Raw genomic sequence first — 2,091 nt, 5'->3', positions numbered from 1 at the left:
GGCGCCCAATGGGATGCACCGCGAGCTGATCCAGCACATGGGCGACTACTTCCCGCTGACCGGCTGCCCCGATGAGTTGACCACCGGAGCGGTCTGCACCCTGACCGGGGTCGGCGGCCGCACCGGAACCGCCACGGTGGACCGGATCGGTGATGAGGGCATCACCCTGGTCACCAACGACGGTCACCCTGAGGGTGCCGGGCGTAAGCTCAACATCCGCTTCGACACCGTCACCGCGCCTGCGGCGGTCACCGCCGCTGACGGTGAGATGCTCTTTGATGACACGGTCACCGAGTCCGACTACGTCAGCTCGGACAAGACGTGGGTCCGGCTGGTCGTCGAGGCTTTCGGCAGCACGGAGTCCACCAGCGTGGCAGGCCCGTTCAGCTCCGATCACGTCGGTTCCCAGGTGTGGCCGGAGTTGGCCACCAACCTGCGCAGCGGTGCCGAGACCGCCAAAACCACCTACACGCCCCTGTGATCATCCAGCACCGCCGATAGTGCCGACTGACTTCCTCGGCGGGAGCTGACTGTGTCCGATCACAGGACGCATACCGCGTGTTCTCCCGTACCTTTCGGCCGTCACCGCGCCCGCGCACCTCGCAGACACCCCCACCTGACTTCCAAGGATTCCTTTCACCATGACCTCCACGGACATTTCCCAGCCTTCCCCGGTGCGCGGCAGCATCGCCACCAGGATCAGAACCGCCGCGAAACGCGGCCTGTTCGCCGCCATCACCACCGTCGCCGCGACTGGTCTCGCCGTGACTGCTGGTGGTACCGCGGCCGCCGCGCCGAGTGTGTCGGTCATGTCGACCACAGCCGGCGACGGCGGACTGAGCGAGAAAACCTGCGATGCCTCCAGTCCCCAGGTCCGGATCGATTCCTTCGATGTGCCCGGTATGGCCGCCTGCTACGAGCTCACCGCCGCCTCCGGCTGGGTCGCCGTCAACATCACCGGCTCCTACGGCGTGGTCAACAACCTCACCAGCCCGGTGTCGGTGGCCTTCAAACTCCCTGACGGTGCGGTCTACTGGCAGGCCACCGTCGCCCCCGGCGAGGTCCACTCCATCGACGTCGACCGCAACGGCTCCACCGTTGTCGAATTGCAGGTCTCCCCGGTGTCCTCACCCAACGGTCCCTCCACCGGCGATCTGACTCCTGGACCGGATGCTGACGGCAATGACAATGTGGTCTCCCTGCGCTCTGCCGGCAACCGTGTCGCCGGGCAGGTCGCCCGCATCAACTGGAACGGCGTGGTCAACTCCCCGCTGACCCGCAATAGCGGCTTCACCGACCGACTCGATGGCTCCTTCAAGGTCGTCGACGCTCTCGACGGTTCCGGGTGCATCAGCTTGGAGTCCGCCGCGTACCCGGACACCTACCTGCACACCACCACCGGCAGTGGTGTTGCCGCCTCGATCAACCCGGACCCCACCGCGGCAACGTGGTGTGCCACCGATGCCACGACTCCGGTGACGGGCAAGTACCTGGCCTCGGCGGCTGATCAGTCCCGGGTGTTGACCACCGGGACGGCCACCAACCGTCCGCTGACCACTACGACGACCCGCAATGTTGAGTCTGCGTGGTTCGTGGACACCGCCCTGGCCTTCCCCGGCAACTAAGTACAACTAAAGAACAGGCACACCTTCGCTGATGACCTCCTTCTCCTCTCCTCTGCTGACCCAGATCAAGACACGGGTCAGTTTGTGGCTGCCGATCATCTTGTCGACCTTGTTGGCGATCGCTTTGATCGCTGAATCCTCCAGCGCGTTGGCTGTCGCCCAGGGCGAGCAGAACCAGCAGGTGCAGGAGGAGGCGGAAGCTGAGGAACGCGAACAGCTCGACATCACTGATACTGCGGACGCCCGACAGTTTGCTGTTGACATGCTGGCTTCCGGGTATCCTGCTTCCGAAGCGGCAGCAGCTGAGGCATTGCTGGGCGGGGATGATGCATTCGAGTCGTACAAGGAAGAGGGGCGAAAAGTTGCTCAGAACCAGGACTTGCGATCACTTCTAGTGCTGATATCAGCAATCAGCGGCCCAACGCGCGCGTTGTCAAGCTGTGTGGAGTCAGTGAACACTAAGTAG

General features: G+C 64.2%; 2 protein-coding genes and 1 pseudogene. All 3 read left to right on the top strand.

Annotated elements, in window-relative coordinates; all coding sequences use genetic code 11:
• Window positions 1-481: pseudogene (locus tag QZV72_RS12795) on the top strand (hypothetical protein); the annotation flags it as partial.
• Window positions 482-641: 160 nt separating this feature from the next.
• Window positions 642-1,625: an AbfB domain-containing protein gene (locus QZV72_RS12790; RefSeq protein ID WP_297008966.1), complete on the top strand. Its 984-nt coding sequence runs from the start codon at window positions 642-644 to the stop codon at window positions 1,623-1,625.
• A gap of 31 nt (window positions 1,626-1,656) precedes the next feature.
• Window positions 1,657-2,091 (top strand): hypothetical protein, encoded by a 435-nt coding sequence (locus QZV72_RS12785; RefSeq protein WP_297008965.1) that lies wholly within the window; start codon window positions 1,657-1,659, stop codon window positions 2,089-2,091.

Origin of the sequence: uncultured Corynebacterium sp. (assembly GCF_902782855.1) — a bacterium.
Classification (GTDB): Bacteria; Actinomycetota; Actinomycetes; order Mycobacteriales; family Mycobacteriaceae; genus Corynebacterium.
This window is presented reverse-complemented; position numbering and strand designations above follow the sequence as displayed.

What these genes read in the sequence shown, in the direction of transcription:
- QZV72_RS12785 (WP_297008965.1), top strand. Translation starts at nt 1,657, where the DNA reads ATGACCTCCTTCTCCTCTCCTCTGCTGACCCAGATCAAGACACGGGTC.
- QZV72_RS12790 (WP_297008966.1), top strand. Translation starts at nt 642, where the DNA reads ATGACCTCCACGGACATTTCCCAGCCTTCCCCGGTGCGCGGCAGCATC.